General features: G+C 63.9%; 17 protein-coding genes. 8 read left to right on the top strand and 9 right to left on the bottom strand.

Translation table 11 applies throughout. The features are described from left to right. Nucleotides 1-249 precede the first annotated feature (249 nt). Both DJ81_RS03580 and DJ81_RS03575 read right to left on the bottom strand, forming a co-directional pair. Nucleotides 250-2028: an ABC transporter ATP-binding protein gene (locus DJ81_RS03580; protein ID WP_094588485.1), complete on the bottom strand. Its 1779-nt coding sequence runs from the start codon at nucleotides 2026-2028 to the stop codon at nucleotides 250-252. Nucleotides 2029-2070: 42 nt separating this feature from the next. Further along, entirely contained in the window at nucleotides 2071-3021 is a 951-nt protein-coding gene (locus DJ81_RS03575; protein WP_094588483.1) for a glycosyltransferase family 2 protein, read from the bottom strand. A 739-nt stretch (nucleotides 3022-3760) separates the two neighbouring features. On the opposite strand from DJ81_RS03575, the gene DJ81_RS03565 reads away from it, so the two are divergent. The 3 genes from DJ81_RS03565 to DJ81_RS03555 all read left to right on the top strand — a co-directional run bounded on the left by DJ81_RS03565 (nucleotide 3761) and on the right by DJ81_RS03555 (nucleotide 7691). Next, nucleotides 3761-4939, top strand: coding sequence for a sugar phosphate nucleotidyltransferase (locus tag DJ81_RS03565; protein ID WP_094588479.1), 1179 nt, complete (start codon nucleotides 3761-3763; stop codon nucleotides 4937-4939). After that, nucleotides 4939-6750, top strand: a complete 1812-nt coding sequence (gene glmS / locus DJ81_RS03560; protein WP_094588477.1) for a glutamine--fructose-6-phosphate transaminase (isomerizing) — start codon at nucleotides 4939-4941, stop codon at nucleotides 6748-6750. The genes DJ81_RS03565 and glmS overlap by 1 nt, the downstream gene beginning before the upstream one ends. A gap of 494 nt (nucleotides 6751-7244) precedes the next feature. Next, complete coding sequence (locus DJ81_RS03555) at nucleotides 7245-7691, top strand: hypothetical protein (RefSeq protein ID WP_249269061.1); 447 nt, start codon at nucleotides 7245-7247, stop codon at nucleotides 7689-7691. Between the two features lie 14 nt (nucleotides 7692-7705). On the opposite strand, the gene DJ81_RS03550 is transcribed toward DJ81_RS03555, so the two are convergent. Next, entirely contained in the window at nucleotides 7706-8218 is a 513-nt protein-coding gene (locus tag DJ81_RS03550; protein ID WP_094558392.1) for a hypothetical protein, read from the bottom strand. Nucleotides 8219-8829: 611 nt separating this feature from the next. Between DJ81_RS03550 and DJ81_RS03545 the strand changes: the two genes are divergently transcribed. Beyond that, the gene (locus DJ81_RS03545; RefSeq protein ID WP_094522232.1) at nucleotides 8830-9936 is read left to right on the top strand and encodes a glycosyltransferase family 2 protein; all 1107 of its coding nucleotides are present in this window, start codon (nucleotides 8830-8832) and stop codon (nucleotides 9934-9936) included. After that, nucleotides 9933-11036: a non-hydrolyzing UDP-N-acetylglucosamine 2-epimerase gene (gene wecB / locus DJ81_RS03540; protein ID WP_094558393.1), complete on the top strand. Its 1104-nt coding sequence runs from the start codon at nucleotides 9933-9935 to the stop codon at nucleotides 11034-11036. Before DJ81_RS03545 ends, wecB begins: the two co-directional genes overlap by 4 nt. A 31-nt stretch (nucleotides 11037-11067) precedes the next feature. On the opposite strand, the gene DJ81_RS03535 is transcribed toward wecB, so the two are convergent. The 6 genes from DJ81_RS03535 to DJ81_RS03510 all read right to left on the bottom strand — a co-directional run bounded on the left by DJ81_RS03535 (nucleotide 11068) and on the right by DJ81_RS03510 (nucleotide 16928). Continuing rightward, nucleotides 11068-11313 carry a HalOD1 output domain-containing protein gene (locus DJ81_RS03535; RefSeq protein ID WP_094522201.1) on the bottom strand — a complete coding sequence of 82 codons (246 nt, stop codon included), beginning with the start codon at nucleotides 11311-11313 and terminating at the stop codon, nucleotides 11068-11070. Nucleotides 11314-11570: 257 nt separating this feature from the next. Beyond that, nucleotides 11571-12524, bottom strand: coding sequence for a hypothetical protein (locus DJ81_RS03530; RefSeq protein ID WP_094588475.1), 954 nt, complete (start codon nucleotides 12522-12524; stop codon nucleotides 11571-11573). 145 nt (nucleotides 12525-12669) lie between these two features. After that, a complete protein-coding gene (locus tag DJ81_RS03525; protein WP_094527228.1) occupies nucleotides 12670-13512 on the bottom strand; it encodes a translation initiation factor eIF-2B in 843 nt (280 codons plus the stop codon). 426 nt (nucleotides 13513-13938) lie between these two features. Beyond that, nucleotides 13939-14295 (bottom strand): RNA polymerase Rpb4 family protein, encoded by a 357-nt coding sequence (locus DJ81_RS03520; RefSeq protein WP_094522204.1) that lies wholly within the window; start codon nucleotides 14293-14295, stop codon nucleotides 13939-13941. Nucleotide 14296: 1 nt separating this feature from the next. Beyond that, nucleotides 14297-14590: a 50S ribosomal protein L21e gene (locus DJ81_RS03515; protein ID WP_094522205.1), complete on the bottom strand. Its 294-nt coding sequence runs from the start codon at nucleotides 14588-14590 to the stop codon at nucleotides 14297-14299. A gap of 1183 nt (nucleotides 14591-15773) precedes the next feature. After that, nucleotides 15774-16928, bottom strand: coding sequence for a glycoside hydrolase family 26 protein (locus tag DJ81_RS03510; protein WP_170938233.1), 1155 nt, complete (start codon nucleotides 16926-16928; stop codon nucleotides 15774-15776). A 734-nt stretch (nucleotides 16929-17662) separates the two neighbouring features. On the opposite strand from DJ81_RS03510, the gene DJ81_RS03505 reads away from it, so the two are divergent. From DJ81_RS03505 to mptA, 3 genes are all read left to right on the top strand, one after another. After that, on the top strand, nucleotides 17663-19066 hold the full coding sequence (locus tag DJ81_RS03505; RefSeq protein ID WP_170938232.1) for a glycosyltransferase family 2 protein: 1404 nt from the start codon (nucleotides 17663-17665) through the stop codon (nucleotides 19064-19066). Next, nucleotides 19060-19983, top strand: coding sequence for a DUF2334 domain-containing protein (locus tag DJ81_RS03500; protein WP_094588469.1), 924 nt, complete (start codon nucleotides 19060-19062; stop codon nucleotides 19981-19983). Before DJ81_RS03505 ends, DJ81_RS03500 begins: the two co-directional genes overlap by 7 nt. Before the next feature lie 472 nt (nucleotides 19984-20455). Beyond that, nucleotides 20456-21385, top strand: a complete 930-nt coding sequence (gene mptA, locus DJ81_RS03495) for a GTP cyclohydrolase MptA (protein ID WP_094588467.1) — start codon at nucleotides 20456-20458, stop codon at nucleotides 21383-21385. Nucleotides 21386-21522: the final 137 nt, after the last annotated feature.

Genomic DNA, 21522 nt, shown 5'->3' with positions numbered 1-21522 from the left:
GTGGTGTTGGGATAGGACTCATAGTACCGTCTCACTCGGTTGACTCACCATTCGGCGAAACGGTCAAAGTTAACCTCTTAAAAACAGGGGTTAGGAGCTATCGAACTCCGGACGGAACCGTACGTGTCATCGATTTGCGGTCGCGGGCTGCCGGTGCGGAGAACCGCCGTCGTAACGGGACCGAGCGGTCGGAGATTCCTCCTCCGAGACCCCCGGAACCGGAGTTTCGACCGGCCGCGAGGGCGTGGTTCACTGGGCGGAGTAGAGTTCCGCGTACTGGCCCTCCTCCTCGATGAGCGACTCGTGTTCGCCCCGCTCGACGATCTTGCCGGCTTGGACCGTATAGATCCGGTCGGCGTCGCTGATCGTCGATAGCCGGTGGGCGATGGCGAGCGTCATGAAGTCGCGGTCCATCGACTCGATGCCCGCCTGCACCCTGGCCTCGATGTTCGTGTCGAGGTCGCTCGTCGCCTCGTCGAGAACCAGGACATCAGCGTCCTCCAGCAGCGCGCGGGCCAGCGCGACGCGCTGCCGCTGTCCGCCCGAGAGCCGAACCCCGTCGTCACCGAGTTCGGTCTCGTAGCCGTTCGGGAGGTCGTCGACGAACTCCGTGACCTGAGCGATCTCGCAGACGCGTTCCAGCTCCCGTCGGCTGGCGTGCGGGTTCGCGATACGGAGGTTCCCCTCAAGCGTCGTGTTGAAAATGAACGGGTTCTGCCGGACGTACGCCACTCGCGACCGCCACTCGTCGATGTCGTACGCGCTCACCGGTCGGCCGCCGGCCAGGATCTGTCCGGAGTCCGGCTCGTACAGCCTCACGAGCAGCGAGGCGATAGTGGACTTCCCCGCACCGGACTCGCCGACGAACGCGATGAACTCGCCGCTGTCTATCTGAAAGGAGACGTCCGAGAGAACGTCCTCGGTTCCCTCGTACGAGAAGGAGACGTCTCGGAATTCGACCGGGGAGGGATCGGCCGGCACGGGTTCGTCTCCGCCTTCGATCTCCGGATTCCGTCGCAGGTTCTGAATGAACTCCTCGGTGCGGACGAGGTGCGGAAGCATCCCTTCGAGCTGGTAGAACCGCTTGTTCGTGCCGCTCACCGCGGGCCCGAGTTTGAACATCACGAACAGGAACGCTCCGAGAACGCCGAACGACATGCTCGTGAACACGAACGCGGCGTAGATCAGCCCGAATATCAGCAGCGCTATCGAGAGGTTGTACGCGTTCCCGATCAGCGCTTCGTTCCGTTTCACTCGGATAGACGACCCGACGTACTGATTCATCGCCTCAGAGAAGTCACCTCGTAGCTCGGAGTCGTATCCGAGCGTCTTTACCTCTCGAATACCCTGCGTGCCGGCTTGGACGGCCTGCTGTATCTTCTCGTTGGCGTCGGCGACGCGGTCGCCGATGGTGTACGCCGACTCGATCGTGTTTCGCAGCCCGAACGTCAATAAACCGACAAACCCCGCCGAAAGGATCGTCAACAGCGGGGCGAGGTACAGCGCGATTGCGAGGTACATCAGGATAAGCATGCTTCGCTGGAACACTCGGACGAACGCCTCGATCGCCTCGCCGGCCTTCTGCGCCTGCGTGACGATCGCGTTGAGGATGTCGTCGGAGCCCTCGCGGTCGAAGTACGCGATCCGGGCGTCCAGCGTGTTCTCGAAGCCACGAGTCTGAAGGTCGGAGACGTAGTGGGTCCGCAGGTGCACGCGCGCCCACTCGGACAGGAACGTGAACAGGTACCGCACCGTGAGCACGATCCCGACACCGAGGACGATGGATCCGACCGTGAACGGAAGCCCGAGTAGCTGGTAGATGCGAGCGAACAGTCCCGCGATCCCGCCGTCGGGGGGAGCACCAGACGACTGGGCGACCTCGATCAGCGGGACGATCAGCGTCACGCCGACACCTTCGAGCAGGGCGGTCAACACGCCGAACCCGACGATAGCGGCGGTGAAACGCGGTCTGTATGACGCGATCAGATAGAGCCCGTGGAGTTTCTCGCGGAGAGGTATATCCGACATCGTGCTCACGTTTAGTCGATAGGGGTTGTTAGTAAGATGCCGCTAACTCACGGTGTGACGCCGCTCGTCGTGCGAGAAGGGAAGGCGAATGGACTCGGCGAGATGCCAACCCGGACGGCCGAACAGCGAGACCGCCGCCCCGGCGCCGTACTTGACCTTGTCCGCGGGCGCCTCCGAGCAGTAGGCGGCGCGAAGGAAGTGAGAGACCGGCTTGTGCGACCACGCCTTCTCTTCGAGCCAGTAGACGGCCTGCTTCTCATGCCAAGCGGCGAGGAGCTCTCTCCGGATCGACGGGTACCGATCGTACAGCTCTCGCTGGTGCTCCACGTTCTGTTTCACCTTTCTGAATCGGCGCGGACCGGTCCATCGGTCGTTCGTGTCCTGTCGGTAAAACGCCAGGATCTCGTCGACGTATTCGGTCTTCGTCCGTCGGGCCAGTTCGATCTTCAGGTCGGTATCGCCCAGTTCGATGTCGAGATCGTCGTCTTCGCCCATCCCCGCGAGCGGGAGGCAGTCGAGTAACACCTCGCGCTCTATCAGCATCGACCCCGTCCACATCGGGAACGTCTGGAAGGCCAGCGCCTCCTCTAGGAAGTCGCCGGACACGTTGGGCTTCGGGTAGCATCGCTCGTCGCCCCTGAGGACGCCACAGTACGAGACGCCGACCTCCGGGTTCTCCCGGAGCACCGCTGCCGTCTTCGTCAGTTTGCCCTCCAAGAGCCGGTCGTCGTCGTCGAGGAACTGAACGTACTCACCTGTCGACGACCTGATGCCGGTCGTCAACGCCGCCTTCCAGTTGCCGTTCTCCTCGCGGATCACCCCCCGAACTTCGTCGTACTGCTCTATGACCGGCTCTGCGGATCCTTCCCCCGAGTCGTCGACGACGATCACCTCGACCGGCTCGTACTCCTGGCTCAGTGCGCTTTCGATCGCTTCCGGAAGGGCATCGTTCCGGTAATAGGTGGGGATGATCACCGAAATTTTCGGAGCCATATTACGTATTCAGAAGTCGAGGTAATTTGTTAGCAACCGTAAACCTCAAATTAATATGTTCTTTTTCCGACTAACTCGAAGGTAACAGTGAGATAATTCGATTTCGTGAGCGAGCGGCCGTCCGCAACGGATTTCCGGCGGCTCTCGGATCGGCGGTGTACCGATCCGAACCCCGATTACGACGTTTACCGATCCGAACCCCGATTACGACGTTTACCGATCCGAACCCCGGATACTCAGTCCTGCGAACGCGCCTGACCGGTCGCGAACCGATCGCGCCGGATCGCACCGACCGACGGCCGGCGTTCGGTTCGCGGAGTTGCCGACGGCGGGCGGTCGATCGTCTCGACCGACGCCGACGACTTTCGCCTTCCGTGACGGTGACGCGGGGCCCGCCGACACTGCGGCCTCGTCGTACGAGGCGTACGCCGTCGACACCGCGTCGCCGTCGTCGCCGGGACCACGCGATGACGACCGTTCCGTCGCCGAGAGGGGTTCGAGACGGCGGCCGCGGTAGGACGGTCATAACGGTCAGTCGACGTTCCCGAGTCCCGTCGTCCCGCGCGTTCGGTCGCGAAAGGTTCCGCATTACAATGGTCGCCCGTGTGACAAGGGTGGGCATGGATAGAGACGTCCTCCACGGGGCGAAAGCGCAGTCAGACGTGTGCGTCAGCGGCGTTGTCCGTCGCGCCGGCGGCCCCGTTCGTCGGGCACCGGCACGCGCCGCAGGAGTGAAGCGATGAGTGCCCTCACCCAGGCGGTCGTCCTCGCGGCCGGGGAGGGGCGGCGCGTCAGGCCGCTCACTCGCTACCAGCCGAAGCCGATGCTCCGGGTCGCCGGGCGGCCGATACTGGAGTACCCGCTCGACGCCGTGGTCGACAGCGGCGTCGACCACGTCGTCATCGTGGTCGGCCACGGGCGGAACCGGATCCAGAACCGGTTCGAGAACTCCTACCGCGGGGTCGACCTCACCTACGTCACGCAGTCGACGCAGCTGGGGAGCGGGCACGCGCTGGAGGCCGCGGCCGACCGCGTCGACGGGGAGTTCCTCGTGGTGAACGGAGACAACGTCATCGACGAGACGATGGTGCGGGTCACCGCCGACCGGTACGCGGAGTCGGACGCCGCCGCCTGCCTCGCGGTCGTCACGTCCGACCGAACCGGCGAGTACGGCACGGTGGGCGTGAAAGACGGGGTCGTCGATCGGATCGACGAGCACGGCGACGGCGCGTCGGCGCGGATCAACGCCGGCGTGTACGCGTTCGACCAATCGGTGTTCGACGCGCTCGACCGGACGGAGTACGAGGACGGAGAACGTCCGCTGACCGGCGCGATCGCCGAGCTGGACGGTCCCGCGATCGCCGCGACCCCGAACGGCGTCTGGTTCGACCCCTCCTACCCGTGGGAGCTCCTCCGAACGAACGAGCGGATCCTCTACGCCCATCCGACGCTCGCCGGCGTCACCGAACAGGTGAAGGAGTCGGCGCGGGTCCACGAGTCGGCCGTCGTCGGCGAGAACGTGCTGATCGGACCGGACTGCAAGGTGTCGGCCGGCGCCGTCGTGAAGGGCGGCACCTGTCTCCTCTCCAGTACGATCGTCGGCGAGAACGCGGTGATCGAGGGGTCGATCGTCGGGCCCGACTCCCGCGTCGGCGCGAACGCGCTGCTCCGAGACACCATCGTCGGCGGCGGCGCGACTATCGGCGACGGGACGGTATCGCCGGGGCGCTCGGCCACGCTCGTCGTCGACGGGGTCGAGTACGTGGACCGTCGGCTCGGGGGCGTCGTCGCGGACCGCGCCACCGTCGGCGCCAACGTCACGATCACCCCGGGCTGTCGGATCGGGCCGCGCGGGACGGTCGCGCCGGGTATCGCGCTCCGTCGCGACGTCCCCGAGAACGCGGAGGTGGTGGCGTAATGTGCGGAATCACCGCCCGCGTCGGCGAGGGGCCCGCGATCGCGGAGCTCCTCACCGGGCTCCAGAACCTGGAGTACCGCGGCTACGACTCCGCGGGGGTCGCCACCGTGACGGCCGACGGGATCGACGTGGTGAAACACGAGGGCGAGATGGACGTCCTCTGCAACGCCGTCGACCGGTCGGCCGTCCGCGGAGCGACGGGGATCGGACACACCCGGTGGTCCACGCACGGGCCGCCGACCGACGCGAACGCGCACCCCCACACCGACTGCCTCGATCGGGTCGCGGTCGTCCACAACGGGATCATCGACAACTACGCCGAACTGAAGAAGGAGTTGTCCACCCACGAGTTCACGAGCGACACCGACACCGAGGTCGTCCCGCACCTCTTAGAGGAGTTCCGCTCGGCCGGCTACGGCCCGGAGGAGGCGTTCAGACGGACGATCGATCGCCTCTCGGGAAGCTACGCCATCGCCGCGGTGTTCGAGGGCTCGGACACCGTGTTCGGCACGCGAAGCGGGTCGCCGCTCGTGCTCGGCCGCGCGTCCGACGCGTACTACCTCGCGAGCGACGTGCCCGCGTTCCTCGAGTACACCAACGAGGTGGTCTACCTCCGCGACGGCGACGTGGTCGCGATACACCCGGACGGGCACGCGATCACCGACACGGACGGGGAGCCCGTGGAGCGCTCGTTCGAGACGGTCGACTGGGACCCCAACGACGCCGGGAAGGGCGGGTACGACCACTACATGCTGAAGGAGATCCACGAGCAGCCGGCCGCGCTGCGACAGACGATTCGGGGCCGCATGGACCCGCTCGAGGGGCACGTCGAGTTCGAAGAGCTCCCGGACGACGCGTTCGACGGGGTCGAGTCGGTGCACCTCGTCGCCATGGGCACCTCGTACCACGCGGCGGTGTACGCGACGACGCTGCTCGCGGACCGCGGGATGCCGGCGCAGGCGTTCCTGTCGGGGGAGTACGGCTCGAACCCGCCGCCGGTCGACGACAGCACGCTGGTCATCGCCGTCACGCAGAGCGGCGAGACCGCCGACACGCTCTCGGCGATACGGAGCATCCAGGGGACGGGCGCCCGCACGCTCGCCCTGACGAACGTGGTCGGGTCCACGATCACGCGCGAGTGCGAGCACACCGTGTACATCCGCGCGGGCCCGGAGATCGGCGTGGCCGCGACGAAGTCGTTCTCCTCGCAGGTGGCGACGCTGATCCTGCTCAGCGAGCGGCTGAGCTACGACACGAACGGCGCGAGCCCGCGCGAGTCGAGCGAGCTGCTCAGCTCGCTCGCGGCGCTGCCGGACGACGTCCAGCAGATCCTCGACGAGCCGGACGCGGAGTCCGTCGCCGCCGCGTACCGGGACGCCGAGTCGTACTTCTTCATCGGGAGGGGAGTCGCGCATCCGGTGGCGCTCGAGGGCGCGCTGAAGTTCAAGGAGATCACGTACGACCACGCGGAGGGGTTCTCGGCCGCCGAGCTCAAACACGGTCCCCTCGCGCTCGTCACCGAGAACACGCCGGTGTTCGCCGTCTTCACGGGACGGAACGACACCAAGACGCTGCACAACGCCAAGGAAGTGAGCGCGCGCGACGCGCCCATCATCGCCGTGAGCGCCGACAGCAACGCGAAGATCGACGACTACGCGGACCACGTGCTTCGGATCCCGGACACGCACCAGGACGTCGCCGGTATCCTCGCGAACGTCCAGCTCCAGTTGGTGTCGTACATGGCGGCCGAGGAGCTCTCGCGCGCCATCGACAAGCCGCGGAACCTCGCGAAGAGCGTCACGGTCGAGTGAGGCGGTGGCCGGGCGAGCGCGCGGTCCGTCCGCGAGGGCCGACGCGCGGTCCGTCCACGGGCCGAAACGCGCGGTCCGCACGCGGCGGACCCTCGGCCGGACCCGCGAGGGTCGGACGCGCGCTCACGAGCGACGGGGTTTGGTCCGCCAACCGGCGTATTAACGCGTTGTTAACGGGTTTAATCGGGGGAAACGTCAGTAGGACCCGGATTCGATCCGAGTCGCGGTCGACGTTCTCATATCGAGATAACGCCGACGAGTAAGGTCATCGAGAATTAATTTCCGTATATCTAAGATAGGTGTACGCGTAACGTTGGTCGATGTCAGCGGGAAAATCAGGGTCACTCGGCAGCCAACCGACGGGGGGAACAGAACGCGATTCGTCGGAGGCGGACGTCGCTAACCTCGACGACATCGGAAAGACGTCGCGCTCGGACGGCGCGGAGTTAACCAAGGGTGAAATATTCGACCTGTTGAAGAACCGGCGGCGACGGATGGTTATCCATTTCCTACGGGAGAACGACGGCGAGTCGGTGCTAAACGACCTCGCCGAGCACATCGCTGCGGAGGAGAACGACACCACCGTCCGGCAGCTCTCCTCGGACCAGCGGAAGCGCGTCTACATCGGGCTCTACCAGTGTCACCTCCCGAAGATGGACTCGCTCGGGGTGATCGACTACGACAAGAACCGCGGGACGATCGAGCTGCAGGCGTCCGTCGCGCAGCTGTTGGAGTACATGGACCTCGACGAGGACGACCGGGAGGACGCGGAGGAGACGGAGCGGACGTGGGCGGTCCCCGCCGTTGCGGGCTGCGTCACCGTCCTCGTCACGGCGGGCGCCGTCGGTCTCGGCCCGCTCGCCGCGGTGCCCGCCGCGACGTGGACGCTGCTCAGCGTCGTCGGCATCCTCGCGATCGTCGCCCTGCAGTACGCGGGCTGACCGCGAGCGCGGGCTCAGTCGCTGACGAGCTGCGCGAGGAAGTGGTACTCCCGCTGTTTGACTTCCGTTTCGTAGTACTGGAACGCCGCGAGCAACAGCAGCGCCGCGGCGAACGCGACGCTCGTCACCGGCGGGGCGATCCCTACCAACTGGACGACGGCGAGCGCGCTGCCGACGATCGCGAGCGCTCCGTAGTACACCGGCCATCGTCTGCCGGGCTCCGACTCGGTCTCCAGGATCGCTTCGACCTCTTCGATCCGGTCCGTCAGCGACACCGTCTTCGTGTCGCTGTCGTACCTGACCAGGCCGACCTCCTCGAGCTTCGGAACGTGCGTCTGGTACAGCGAGATGTAGAACCGCTTGACGATGTCGTCGTCGACCTCGTCCTCGCTCTCGGCCTCGGCCGTGTCGCTCGCGAGGTCCCGCAGCACCGCCTCGCCGCCGCGCCGGTGGAGATGGTACAGGATCAGCCGTCGCCGCGAACTACTCAACACCTCGAACACCTCGTCTTTCGTGATTTCCTCCATGGGTTCAAAACTCCGCTTCGCGCGCGGACGACGGACAGGGTTCCTGCGATTGGCTTGGCTGAATGGGTACCCGATCAACCCATACTTAGTTTGTTATCACCCCCATATCGGCGCTATTCTCTGCCTGATTGCCCGCTTCTATGCCGAGACGGCGACGAGCGAAGCGGGCCCCCGACTCCGAGCGGTCCCCCGGATCGACGCGAGCGGATGACTGAAGCGAGGCGATCAGAGCCGAGCGTCGGTCCCGAAACGATCGCGGATCGACACGTCACGCGCAGCGGGTGATCGTCCGGGAAACGGACGAAGACGACGGAAACGCGGCGAACGACGATCGGTCGACGGCGAGGGCCGCGGCGGGCGGCTCCGCACCGGAATCGTGGGAGAATTCGAGCGATACCGGTGGGTGAGGCAGTGTATAACAAAGCCCGTGTCAGCGTCTTGTCGTGGTATGCGCCGCCGGGAGGATCCGAGCGCGGACTCGACCCGGGGACCGATACGAAGCCTCCGATAATGACAACTAGCACGCTTCGAACGAAGCGGAACCGACGGACTCTGCCCCCCCGACACGGAGCGGACCGATACGCGGACCGCGTCGAGGGGCGAGAGTGACGATGTACGACGGCAACGCCGTCGGGGTCGTCGTCCCGGCGTACAACGAGGGCGGTCACGTCGGCGAGGTGATCGAGACGATCCCCCGCTACGTCGACCGGATCTACGCGATCGACGACGCGTCGACCGACGAGACGTGGGAGGAGATACGCGAACACGCAAGGCGCCGGAACGAACGGGCGGCGACTCAAAACGGGACGGGCGGAACCGGGGAGGAGACCCGGGTGGTGCCGATCAGACACGAGCGGAATCGCGGGGCCGGCGCGGCGGTGAAGACGGGCTACGCTCGCGCGCTCGACGACGGAATGGACGTGGTCGCCGTCATGGACGGCGACGGTCAGATGGACCCCGCACACCTCGAGCGGCTCATCGAGCCGGTCGCGGCCGGCGAGGTGACGTACGCGAAGGGGAACCGGCTCCGGTCCAGCCGCGATTTCGCCTCGATGTCGCGCTGGCGGCTGTTCGGGAACCTCCTGCTCACCATGCTGACGCGCGTTTCGAGCGGCTACTGGGAGCTGTCCGACCCGCAGAACGGGTTCACGGCGATCTCAAACGAGGGACTCCAGATCGTCCGCTTCGACCGACTGTACGACCGGTACGGCTTCCTCAACGACCTCCTGTTCGCGCTAAACGTGAACCGGCAGCCGATCGCCGACGTCTCTCACCCGGCGCGGTACGGCGACGAGCGGAGCACGATCCAATACTCGACGTTCGTCCCGCGCCTCTCGGCGCTGATCGCGCGGAACTTCCTCACCCGGATCGGCCGGTCGTACGTCCTCCGGCGGTTCCATCCGCTGGCGGCGTGCTACTCGCTGGGTGCGGTCGTGCTGCTCGCCGGCGTCACCGCCGGCGGCTACTCCGTGTGGAGCGCCGGCGTCGACACGTTCCTCGGCGGAATGGTGTCGTTCGTCGTCGCGACCCTCGGGCTCCTGTTGGTGTTATTCGGGACGTGGCTCGACGTCTCGGAAAACGAGGGACTGGTTCACGACATCGGCTCGGTCGGGATCGACGGGAGCGGTCGCTTCGGGGCCGCCAACGAGGACCGAGGACTGGACGTGGCTCACGACGGCGGAACGACCGGCGACGGCACGGAGGCCGACGGGCGATGACGGAGGTCGCGTTCGTGCTCGGCACCGAGTCCGAGGCGGTCAGGCTCGCGCCCGTGATCCGGGCGTGCGAACGACGCGGCGTTGACCACGCGGTGATACACACGGGAGAGCACGGAGCCGAGACGCTCGAACGGTCGGTGTTCGACGGGTTCGACGTCCCGAGCCCCGATATCGCGCTCGACGTCGGCTCGGGCCCGCACGGGAGACAGACCGGGACGATGCTGGCCGCGATCGAGCGGGCGCTCGCGGAGACCGACCCGGCGGTCGCGGTCGTGCACGGGGACACGAACAGCGCCCTGGCCGGCGCGGTCGCCGCGAGCAAGATGCGTCCGAAGGTCGCCCACGTCGAGGCCGGGCTCCGGAGCTTCGACCGGTCGGCGCCGGCGGAGACGAACAGAGTGATCGCGGATCACGTCGCCGATTACCTGTTCGCCACGACGGAGAAGGCCCGGTGGTATCTCGTCCGCGAGGGCGTCACGGAGCTGCGGATCACCGTCACCGGGAGCACGGCGGTCGACGCCCTCGAACGCGTCCGCGACCGCTCGCGCCCGGAGCGCGAGGTGCTCGACGAGTTCGGGCTCCGAGCGGGCGGGTTCCTTCTCGTCGACGTCCGCCGGCGGGGGAACGCCGACGATCCGGGGCGCTTCCGTGCGGTTCTCGACGGCGCCGCCCGTGCCGGGAGCGCCCACGGCTTGGAGGTCGTCCGTCCGGTTCGTCCGCGTGCTCGCGAGCGCTCAGGGGAGGTCGTCCCCGACGGACCCGCCCCGGTTCGGACCGTCGAGCCGCGGCGATACGCCGCGTTCGTGCGGCTCCTGTCGGCGTCCGCGGCCGTCGTCACGGACTCGAGTTGCGTGCAGGAGGAGGCGTGTATCCTCGGGACCCCGTGCGTGACCGTGCAGAACGCCACCGAGCGGTCGGAGACGACGGAGGTTGGCGCGAATCGGCTCGGTGCGCGCGATCCCGACGGCGTCTGCCGTTCGGTGACCGAGGCGCTCGAGTCGGACGGCGAGTGGGAGAACCCCTACGGGACCGGCGGGGCCGCGGAGCGCGTCCTCGGCGCGCTTCCCGTGGACGCGGAACGCGGGGAGATAGTCCGGTGAGAGCGGTCCGGCGTTCGGTTCCGGTCGCGGGTTAGCTCGGAGCGCTCGCCCGGACGGTTCGGTCCCCGGTCACGGTGACGAAGCAGCCGGCCATCCGGAAGGAGACGGAGAGGTCCATCGAGTCGCTGCGTTGGGCCTGCTCGACGAGGCGCGCGAGCGATTCGACGTCGAGGACGTCGTACAGTCGGTCGTCGATCCGTTCGGGTTCGATACCGCGTTCGTCCGCGACGGTCGTAACGATATTCCAGCAGAGGGTGTCGACGATGTCCGGTGTCATGTGCGTGGATGTATGCAACGGCTACGGGGGCATCTCCGTTGTGTCGACGTGTATGGCATGTCAATCGAGCGTGCACTACACACGTAGTATCACGTCAAGCAGTGGCGCAACGTCGGGACGGGCACGTCGGCCGCGTCGCCCCCGTCGCGGGCGCCGTCCATCTGGGGCGCCGCCCGTTCGGAGCGTCGCCCGTCCGGAGCACCGCTCTCGGTTCGCCCGACTAACCGTCTGCCCGCACTCCGTTCCGACCGCCCGGCCTACCGCCCGCCAGCCAGCCGGCTCGCGACGCCGTCCCGGTCCGAGCGTATCCGCTCCGCGAGCTCGGAGACCTGCGCCAACACGGGGTAGCGAGGCCCGTCCGTCGGCTCGTACAGGTACTCGTAGAAGGCGTGCTCCCCGTCGACATCGACCGCGGAGTCCGGCGTCATGGGCGGGTCCGTGAGCGCCTCCTGTCGCTCGGCGGCGATCCCGTCGCACTCGCGTTCGAGCTCTTCGAGCCGCCTCCAGACGTCGATCGCCGCGTCGGTGCCGGCCCCGGAGACCCCGTCGAGGTGTTCGAGGAGCCGGCGGCGGCGGCGGTCGACGCAGGAGAGGTCGTTCTCGAACGACCGCAACGCCTCGATCTCCTCGCCGATCGCCTCGGCGAGCGAGGAGCGCGCGTCGGCCGCGTGTCGGCTCCGACTGACGAGCGCCGACTGCGCCGCCTCGGACAGGGTGCCGTTCGACGCCAGCGCCGTCGCCGTGTCGGGACCCAGCTCCGCGGCGAGGCTCTCCGGGACCGTCTCGTCGTACTCTTCCCTGTAATGCGGCACCGACATCACCGTGTCGCGGTACGCCGCCAGCACGCGCCTGAGTTTGACGTCACCGTCGGCGCGGTCGACCGTGCGAACCGCCGCCATCTGTCCGTCGAATCCCGACGGCGTCGATCCGGTCGGCGCCGGATCGAGCGCGGAGACGCGGTCAGCGAACTCCTCGAACGCGTCGCGCTCCGCGAGGACGCGCCGCTGCTCGTGCTGGCCGGCGTCGGCCGCCTCGCGGACGTACGCGAACGCGAGGAACGCCGCGAGCCCGACGACGACCGCCCCGACGACGACGGTCGGCTCGGTCGCCGCCGCGCCGATTTCACACGAGAGGGTCGTGCACTCCCCCGTCGCCGCCGGGTCCGCGCTGGGGATCCGGAAGGCGTTGGCGGAGCCCGAATACACGCTCATTGGATCCGTTAACACGGTGCACACACAAAGCACTTACGTCCGATTCACGGCGGAAAGAAGACGATCCCTCGCGCCGCTGCTGATCGGGCTCACCTGACGAGGGGGAAGGCGCGTCGGAAGCGGTCCCGAGAAGCGGACGGTCCGGCTACTCGACGACGCCGTCGTCGGTGATCACGGTGTCGATCATCCCGATCGGGGTGGCGTCGTAGCTCGGGTTCTCGATCTCGACGTCCTCGACGGGTTCGCGCATCACCTCGACGGCGTCGCGGAACTCGTTCTCGAACCGGAACTCCTCGATCGTCTTCGCGCCCGAGCCGACCGCGGTCACCGGCACCTCGAGCTCGCGCGCGGTGACGACCACGGGGAACGTTCCGATCCGGTTGTAGTAGGTGCCGCCGGTGATGCAGGTGATCCCGAGGAGGACGCGGTCGCAGTCGCGCAGGGCGTACCCCATCGCGCTGTCGACGACCATGTGGACGTCGACGCGGGGCATCCCGGCGAGGACGCGCGCCGTCTTTCGGCCGAGCGTGCGCGGGCGCGCCTCCGTGACGTAGACGGTCAGGTGCGCGCCGTCGCGGGCGGCGTTCTCGATGGACTCCAGCACCGTCGTCGAGTAGTCGTGGACCAACAGCGTGTCGCCGTCCTCGATGCGTTCGGCCGCGTTGGCGGCGGCCTCCCCCTTCGCCGTCTCGATGTCGTCGGCGACGCGGTCGATGGTCTCCTGCAGCAGCTGTTTGGCGTCCTCGACGCTGGTCGGCTCGCCGATGATGGAGCGCTCGACGTCGCGCATCGCGTTGTGAAGCGCGGCGTGAGAGGGGTTCGACCGGCGAAGCACGCCCGCGTTGTGTTCGAGGTCGCGCTCGAACTCGTCGACCGTCACGTACTCGCGGTCGAGCAGTTCCGCGAGCGCGCGCGTCGCCTTCACGGCCACCGCCGACGTGCTGTGAGTCCGCATCGCCCGGATCTCGGCGACGGTCTCGTCGATCATACAGATACCGTCGTCGCGGCCGTTCAAAGGGGTTCCGGGGTTTCGTCGGTCGATCCGAGCGAGCGGATCCGACTGGCGACGAGATCGGCGTGTTCCATCACAGACAAGTGCGGTGGCGCGTGCCTGCGAGCGGGCCACCGGCCCGCGAGGAGCACGCGCGAGGGAGTCGGCCGGCGCTCGTAAGCGCCGGCCGACTAGGCTGGGGAGGTATGAGGCTGGGTGCGGTCGCGGTCGGGGAGGACTCAAAGGGGCAGTCGCCGGCGGCTCCGTCGCCGGCTGCCAGAGGCGCGAAGCGCCTCGCGGCTGGGACTTTGGAAGTGTTCACAGTTGGAACACAGACAACTGCTTATAAGCGAGCGGCTGGTGGTTTGAAGAAGTTCCGACGATCGAAGGGGGCCGAATCCGAAACGACGTGCTCCGCGCGTCTCAGGCGTACTTCGCGACGATGTTGAGCACGTCGTCGAGCTCGTCGCCGTCGAGCGAGTAGCGCTCCTGGGCGAACACCGAGCGCAGCTCGGTGCGGTCTTCGGGGAGGAGGTCGGCGATCTTCACGGCGGTGGGGACGTCGATCTGCTCCAGTTCCGTCAGCTCCTCGACGAGCTCGCGGGACTCCTCGGCGTCGAGCCGGGCGAACCGGTTGACGTGCTCGATCGCGCGAGCGAGCTCGTAGCGGAGGTCGCGTTCCTCGTCCTGGGCGCGCTCCGCCTCGATGTCCACGAGGACCTCCTTCGCCTCGGAGACGGTGACGTACTCCTCGTCGACCTTCTCTTTGAAGATCGTCATCTCAGTTCTGCTGGGCGCTCATGTGGGCGGCGCGGACGATGAGCGTCTTCGTCTTCCCGCCGTCCGAAATCTCGACTTTGAACGCGGCGCCCTGCTTGCCCACGACGGTGCCGGTCCGGCCGTCGAAGCGCGGGTGGAAGCGACCCTCCTGCACGCTGGGGTCGATCTTGAGGTGGACCTGCGAGCCCGACTCGAACTCCTGGATGGCTCGCTGCGGCGGCGACGTGCCGCGGTCGCGCGGTTTGTTCGAGAGCTTGTCGCGGGTCGCCTTCTGGGGCCCATTGGAACTCGGCATGGTCTTGGGCTACGTTCCGCTGCCGCAGGTATAAATGGTGCGTTACGGCCCTCGCCCGAGAGCGGCTACCACACTGCGAGCCGGGCCGCCCTCCGCGTCGGCGACGACCCCCCGAGAGGCTGACGGCGGCGCTCCGGGTCTCGTGAAATCGTTAGCCGCTGGGAGCTTGTTGAGGTGGTGCTGAATACAGCGCGCAGGCCGTTTAGACGCGGGGTAGAGGCGTTTCTCCCGGAAGGATGAGTGACTGAAGCGGGAAGAGTTTAGAAAGGTCGTTCTAAAGCCCACCTCAGAAACGTAGAACAAGCCGTCAGCCACTCACAGCCATGATCTCACACGTCTAAACAAGCCCGAGTTGGGGTTGTCGTCGGCGGGTTGTGATTCACAGATTCGCTCCCGGGAACACACACCGTCTGAACTGAGGAAGGCGTAGACCGTTTCGACCGAGTGAGTCGCCTGCTCACCGAGACATTGGATCTCGGTGAGCGGCTGACTACACCCTCTGAGTCGGTCACAGCGTTTCTGTCGGATCCAGCGAAGCTCTTGATGATATTGCTGCATACAGAGCGCATACGTTGCACGGGTCTGAGCGCGATTACGCGGTGGGCCGAATGCTCATTAAAGGGGACTCACGTACCCATTGCCTGTTGAATCACCTACGATTTATCAAGAATGCCGGCAAGATACAGCACTTGGCTGTTACAGGACGACGCAGGTTATTTTCGGGATTGATTTGGCTCTTGCCCCGAGTACGGTAGAGAACAAACGTCGGCGACGGTGGTTTAACTGATACACCTTTTCACCGGTCGCTAGTATCTTATTCATACAATTGAAGCAACGTTTACTGCGGCTGACGGTGAATATCCACTGGCAGCTGTTTTCTCAGAGATTCCCGTCGCCGAAATCGAGTTAAACTGGGTAGTTCTGACGGATGATTTCATTATCCCGTATTTCTGGGTTCGGGATATCGCAATCGAGAACATCTTGATGGAAAACATCACGCACCCAGGCACCCACTAATATGTCGGAGATGAATGGCATCGAGCAGGGTTTCATAAATGCGATCGTCGCTTACGGGTCCATCCCTGCCTAGATACCGACCGTGGGCGCATCACCATTGGTGGGTGATCCAACATTAATCAATCCTATACTACGCGAAATACATGTGGGACTCTGGTCGTCGGGATCAAAACTCTCCCTGAAATTCCTCGGTAGTCAGAATTTGTGGATGCGAAGGGTGCGCCCCGAGCATACCCGATTCGTTCACAACCTCTCGATATGCTGGATACACCCGATACTCGATTCCCTCGACAGTGACAGTCTCTACCCCGTGTTCGCCGCCGAAGATTGCCCAGTCTACATCAGGTTCGTCGTTATACCAGCATGCCATGCGAACGTTCTCCTCCAGAAAATACGCGTACACGTCGTAAATCCACTCTGCCTTTCGTTCGGGATCGAACCCGTCCTCAACCTGCGCTGAGGTGGAAAATTCGGTGAATGCGATGGGCCGATCCGTGATCGATCGGACAGTCTCGAGCACACCATCATAGTGCTCTGCCGGTGACATCCAACCCCCCCACCCGTCCCAATTGTAGCCATGAATGCCGACCCAATCGACGTAGTCACCTCCCGGGTAACATGCTGAGACGTCAACGCCGCGCGTAGACGTATCCATTGACCACACCCATTGGATGTGTTCGCTGTCAAGTTCGGTATCGCTGAATATATCGTGGATGCGCCGCCACATCTCCACAAAATCAGTCTCGTCAGTGTCGCCAACGGCTGGACTCCAGGGGCTCCAGTCGCCATTAAACTCAGGAGCTAAGTTGATGTATGCCCGCCTCGGGTACTCCTCAGCATAGATCCATGCCGCAAATTTGTCGGCCCAGCTTTCGAATAACTCGTCGTGTTCGCCATTAGCGATGTGACGGTTGATCTCCGAGGAGGTCTCGCCATCTTCCTCGATCGCGGGTTGGAACATCACCATCGGAACTCTCCGTCGCTCCCAGATCTGATCAAGCGTCTGCTCCAAGTAATAGGTAATTCCGCGGTGGGTCATCCCGACATCGACGAAGCTCACCTCAACGGCGTGATCCATGCCGAGCCATGTATCGAGAGCCTCGCGTCCGGGACGGTCGAGTACCCCTGGCGTGATGCCGGTCAATATGTCGCCCTCTCGTGATTCGTACGATTCCTCAGGTCCGAGGTCGTCGGTATCTGCTGATCCGTGATCTGACTGGTTTTGATCGGGCGACGTATTATCTGGTGATTCAGAGAGCGAAGCAACGGTTTGGTACCCGCCGATCGTTGCAGCTGCCGCTGCTCCAGTGAGGGCGATCACCCGACGGCGTTGCATAACTCACCGGTGGGACGAATCAGTATTCGTTACAATCTCTCTAATCGGACAGAATTAGTAGACTAACTTTCTGCGCTTCAAGATTTGTGAAATATGGAATATTAACAAGTCTTTTACTAATATCGATATGAATGAATTGCCACTATGACTCAACGGTTGGACAATATAGCGCGATACGATGATTCAGGAGGGATTGAGATATCGAGGCAGCTTTCTGGCCGATTGCTCTGGGTACTGCCTGACGGAAAAGTGTGGGAACTGACAGAATATATCAATCCAGGGATGCCGGGTACCTGTGAGGAGTGTGACGATTCCGTGGATGTGATGGCTGTCGTCCGTGAGCATCGGCCATGCGGGTACGTGACGGCCGACGGGTTCACCTCGACGATCGAACCGGGCGACCAATGCCCAAAATGTGACGAACAGACGACATCACTCAAGTCTATGCCACGAGTCGGATCGGTCCGCATTTGCGGTAGCTGTGGCAAACTGCCCGATCGGACGTGGACCGACTCAAATTAGACATGAGCGGTACACTGGACTTACGGACACTTGCTGCACTCACAACTCTCGTGGCTGGGTTCTGGGTTGGAACCCTACTACTACCTTGGCGTTTACTCGCACTCTGTACCTTGTTGAGTCTGATTGTGAGCGGTGTAATGTTGAGCATTCGTGCGTGGCCGCGTCGCCTGTTTCGTTTTCTCGCGTGGCGCGTGCCGGTGCCACGGTGGCTCGTGCTCGGGGGGATTCTGCTTCTGGGAAGTCTTGTACTCCTCGATCAGTCGGTCCTCTTTACGCGAGAGCTGATTCCGTGGATCGTTCTTTTTGCTTTGGGACTCGGTGGAGTGATCGGATACATTGAGAAAACAGGACGATTTCGGAAACATGACCGAATTCCGTGCTGGGGATTGATGATATTTGGGGTGGCTGTGGCCGGACCCATCGCAGCCCTCTTTGGCTGGGTGCCCGTTTTAACGGTCGTCTTCATCACTGCCTTGTTTCTGTTCGCGCTACAGACCTGGGTGATCATGCCGCTTGCCGTGTATCAGTATCACCAAGAGCCATCGGTCCCTCCGGCTTCTGAACCATTTCCCTATGTGAGCGTGCTCATCCCGGCCTACAACGAGGAGGATTCGATTGGGCAGTGCATTGATGCCGTACTGGCGTCGACGTATCCGGAGGATTGTCTTGAGGTGATCGTAATTGATGATGGGAGCGAGGACCGGACCTACGAGCGAGCTACCACCCACGGTAACGAGCGCGTGCATGTAATTCAGCGAGAGAATGGTGGGAAGCACGCCGCACTGAATATGGGACTTTGCTTTGCCACGGGCGAGATCATCGTCTCGATAGACGCCGATAGTCTGGTCACCCCCGACGCCATCGACACATTAGTCGGACAGTTTCAAACCGATCCCAACATCGGCGGTCTGGCCGGATCGGTGTACGTTGAGAATGACGATTCCCACCTGGCGAAAATGCAAGCACTCGAGTACGCATTCAGTATCCAGGCATTTCGCCGGGTGTACTCCCTCTTCGACGTGGTGCCGGTGTTGCCAGGGTGTCTTGCAGCGTTTCGCCGCGAGGCGATCGATGGGGTCTGGGGATTCGATCCGGACACCCAGACGGAGGATTTCGACATTACCGTGAAGATTCTTCGGGATGGCTGGAAGACCCGCCACAGTCCCGCTAAGGTGAGCACATACGTACCGACTGACTGGAGGTCCTTCTGGCGGCAGCGTCGTCGATGGTTCGGTGGCAACGTGGAGACGCTCCTCAAGCACCGTGATGTCTGTTCGAAGCCCGCGTATGGATTTCTCCACGGATTCGTGATCCCTGTGAGATTGCTCTCAACGGTCTTGATCCCGCTCGTGAGTATTATCGTTATCGCGGCGGTCTTTTGGATGCTCGTGTTTGGGCCCACCGGCTACGTGCTCGCGACCGCCCTATTCTTCCTGTTCTTGACGGTATTGCTGCTGTGGGTTCCGGTCGCGATGGATGATCTCGATATCAGGTTACTCGGGTACGCTCCACTGTTCTTCGTGGGCTATAAGAATGTGCTCGACACAAACCTCGCCATTTCGGTGTGGAAGGTCCTTCGCGGTCGGGAGGAAGAATGGTGATAACACGACGTGCACTCCTGGCTTCGGCGGTGGCTGCGAGTTCGTGTGGCTGCCTAGGATTATCGGATGGAAGCGACGAGGATACACCCTCCGCTGAACCGTATCGTCTCGAGCCGGGGACGTACGACCTAATCGTCATTATGCGCAACGACGATCCGGCTCCGGGATACGCGATGGACGCGCTCAAGGCTGTAAACGAGATTTTCATCGGTGAGCAGGTGCCAGTGACGCATGGTGTGATCCCGTCGAGGGGGACGCCATTAGACGAAGCCGATGCGTTTTGTGAGTACGTTCGCAATACGTCGACCGCGCATCCAGGCCTCTTCGATGTTAGCCTGCACGGCTATGCTCACGAGGCGGAAACTGACTTCCGCGGCCAAAGTGAGTTCGGCGGTCTACCAGCTGACGAGCAGGGCCAACGCATTCGGGATGGTATCGCAATACTCGAGGACTGTGTAGACGAGCCGATCGATACCTTCATTCCTCCGTTCAACACGTACGACCAGACCACGGTTGTTGAACTGGTTGATGCTGAGATCCCAATCGTATCGGGCGGGGATTGGTTTACCCGGGACTACTTTGACATAGCGGACATTCCATTTACCGCAGGGGGTGCCCTCCATATTCCCCAAACTCACGCGTTTGTATCGGATTGGGAGACGGCCGCGTTTTATTCGCTTGAGGATATGATTGCAGCATTCGACCGTGTGTACGCGGAAGGTGACTTGTACATCCAGATGATGCACTACCAGCACTTCACGACGAATGAACGATTAGATCAGTTGCGTTCGTTGCTCCGCCACATAAATAGGGATGGTGTCGGATTCATGACGCTAACTGCGTTCGGGAATGCCTATCTGGATGGAACAATCGAACGTGTCGAAGAAGGGTGGGAGTACGATCCATCGATAGCATAGTGGTGGTGGTACAATTGTATCTCGCATCCGAGCCGCCATATGAACACACAAATGAGCGCGTTTTTGCACGTCCTTGCATCCTCTCAGATATGGACGGGCTTGTCACCGATGGCGCCAGGTTCAATCCAGCGACGGATTGAGCGGAGCAGTACCGTTGTGTCGGAGGAGATAAAACGTGGATTTGGATCGACAATATTACCGTGTCGATGTACAAAGGTGCTGTGCACTTCGCATGTGTAGTGAGCGGATGGTTCACTCCTTTCGGTGAGAAACAAACAGAATCGTCATGCTGCACTCATCCTCTGTATTCAGCGACCGGCAACTGTCATTCTCTGCGGAGTTCAACGGAGCCCGGCGCTCAGCTTCCCGCCGGCCGATGGTCGAGAGACCCCTCGCGACGGGCGCGAAAAGTACCCTATGGAAGACCCCCTATCGAAAGTGCTAATCCCGGGAGTTCCCTAACGTGTTTATAATGAGTCACCAGTTGCCGGACGTGCAGGCGTCGGCACCCGACGTCACCGTCGGGCTCTCGCAGGTCGGCGTCACCGGCGTGGAGAAGCTCGTCAAGCTCGCCCGCGGGGACAAACGCCCCATCGTTCTCATGGCGGAGTTCGAAGTGTTCGTCGACCTCCCGAGCGGACGCAAGGGGATCGACATGTCTCGGAACCTCGCGACGGTCGACGAGATCCTCGAAGAGATCACCCGCGAGGAGGCGTACCGCGTCGAGGACGTCTGCGGGGACGCCGCCGAGCGACTCCTTGAGAAGCACGACTACACCAGCACGGCCGAGGTGTCGATGACCGCGGAGCTCGTCACCCGCGAGGACACGCCGGCGTCCGGGATCGAGACGCAGAGCACGTCGACGATCGTCGCCAGCGCGACGGCGACCGAGGCGGGCACCCGCGAGGAGATCGGCGCGGAGGTCACCGGGATGACCGTCTGCCCCTGCTCGCAGGGGATGAGCGAGTCGCGCGCCCGCGAGAAGCTCGCCGACCTCGGCGTCGACGAGGAGACGACCGAGGAGTTCCTCGACGCCGTCCCGCAGCCGGGCCACTCTCAGCGCGGCCACGCGACGCTCACCGTCACCACCGACGGCCACCCCGACCTCGACCTCCGCGACCTGATCGACGTCGCCCGCGACTCGATGAGCGCGCGGATCTACAACATGGCGAAGCGCCCCGACGAGGACCACATGACCTACGAGGCCCACGCCGACGCGAAGTTCGTCGAGGACTGCGTCCGCGCGCTCGCCGAGGGGACGGTCGAGGAGTTCGACCACCTCCCGGACGACGCCGTGATCCGCATGAAGCAGTCGAACGACGAGTCGATCCACCAGCACAACGCCCACGCCGAGCGCGAGGTCACGATGGGCAACCTGCGGGCCGAGCTAAACGCGCGGTAGGCGCAGACTGGCCCTCGCTCGCGGAACGGTCATGGGGTCCCGGCTCTGCTGCGCTCCCCTTCTTCGGACGCGTTTCGTCCGAAACAGTTGATCACTGAAAAGTACGAGGTAAATCGAGAGCCGTGGTACCGTGACGT

It is taken from the genome of Halorubrum sp. Hd13 (assembly GCF_002252755.1).
Classification (GTDB): domain Archaea; phylum Halobacteriota; class Halobacteria; order Halobacteriales; family Haloferacaceae; genus Halorubrum.
Note: the sequence above shows the minus strand (reverse complement) of the source record. Positions and strands in the feature narration are given on the sequence as shown.

Bases quoted from the DNA above. Each gene is read 5' to 3' on its own strand.
- DJ81_RS03500 (WP_094588469.1), top strand. From the start codon at position 19,060: ATGGTGATAACACGACGTGCACTCCTGGCTTCGGCGGTGGCTGCGAGT.
- DJ81_RS03565 (WP_094588479.1), top strand. From the start codon at position 3,761: ATGAGTGCCCTCACCCAGGCGGTCGTCCTCGCGGCCGGGGAGGGGCGG.
- glmS (WP_094588477.1), top strand. From the start codon at position 4,939: ATGTGCGGAATCACCGCCCGCGTCGGCGAGGGGCCCGCGATCGCGGAG.
- DJ81_RS03545 (WP_094522232.1), top strand. From the start codon at position 8,830: ATGTACGACGGCAACGCCGTCGGGGTCGTCGTCCCGGCGTACAACGAG.
- DJ81_RS03520 (WP_094522204.1), bottom strand. From the start codon at position 14,295: ATGACGATCTTCAAAGAGAAGGTCGACGAGGAGTACGTCACCGTCTCC.
- DJ81_RS03555 (WP_249269061.1), top strand. From the start codon at position 7,245: ATGGTTATCCATTTCCTACGGGAGAACGACGGCGAGTCGGTGCTAAAC.
- DJ81_RS03575 (WP_094588483.1), bottom strand. From the start codon at position 3,021: ATGGCTCCGAAAATTTCGGTGATCATCCCCACCTATTACCGGAACGAT.
- wecB (WP_094558393.1), top strand. From the start codon at position 9,933: ATGACGGAGGTCGCGTTCGTGCTCGGCACCGAGTCCGAGGCGGTCAGG.
- mptA (WP_094588467.1), top strand. From the start codon at position 20,456: ATGAGTCACCAGTTGCCGGACGTGCAGGCGTCGGCACCCGACGTCACC.
- DJ81_RS03580 (WP_094588485.1), bottom strand. From the start codon at position 2,028: ATGTCGGATATACCTCTCCGCGAGAAACTCCACGGGCTCTATCTGATC.
- DJ81_RS03525 (WP_094527228.1), bottom strand. From the start codon at position 13,512: ATGATCGACGAGACCGTCGCCGAGATCCGGGCGATGCGGACTCACAGC.
- DJ81_RS03530 (WP_094588475.1), bottom strand. From the start codon at position 12,524: ATGAGCGTGTATTCGGGCTCCGCCAACGCCTTCCGGATCCCCAGCGCG.
- DJ81_RS03550 (WP_094558392.1), bottom strand. From the start codon at position 8,218: ATGGAGGAAATCACGAAAGACGAGGTGTTCGAGGTGTTGAGTAGTTCG.
- DJ81_RS03535 (WP_094522201.1), bottom strand. From the start codon at position 11,313: ATGACACCGGACATCGTCGACACCCTCTGCTGGAATATCGTTACGACC.
- DJ81_RS03515 (WP_094522205.1), bottom strand. From the start codon at position 14,590: ATGCCGAGTTCCAATGGGCCCCAGAAGGCGACCCGCGACAAGCTCTCG.